General features: G+C 53.5%; 1 protein-coding gene. It reads left to right on the forward strand.

Features of this window, described 5'->3' with window-relative positions:
• On the forward strand, positions 1–353 hold a 353-nt coding region (locus KMS84_RS44165; protein WP_256921473.1), incomplete at both ends, for a transposase.

A 353-nucleotide genomic window follows, 5' to 3' on the forward strand; every position in this document is an offset into this window, starting at 1 on the left:
GTTGCTGACCCGGCGGCATTCGTCGATGGAAGACGGCATGTTGTTGCACTGTTACTACTTCTCGGGCTGCCAGTCCTGCGCAATGCAAAAGCAATGTACGACGGGTAAAGAGCGCCGGGTAAAGCGCTGGGAACATGAGGCGGTAATCGACGCGATGCAGGTTCGACTAGAACATGATCCAGCGATGATGAGGGTTCGCCGAAAGACAGTTGAGCATCCTTTCGGAACACTCAAATATTGGATGGGAGCCACCCACTTCCTGACTAAAACTCTGCCGAGGGTAAGTACCGAAATGAGCCTTCACGTGCTCGCCTACAACCTCAAACGGATGATGAGCATCTTCGGCATCGCAG

This window comes from Streptomyces hilarionis (genome assembly GCF_024539675.1).
Lineage (GTDB): Bacteria > Actinomycetota > Actinomycetes > Streptomycetales > Streptomycetaceae > Streptomyces > Streptomyces hilarionis.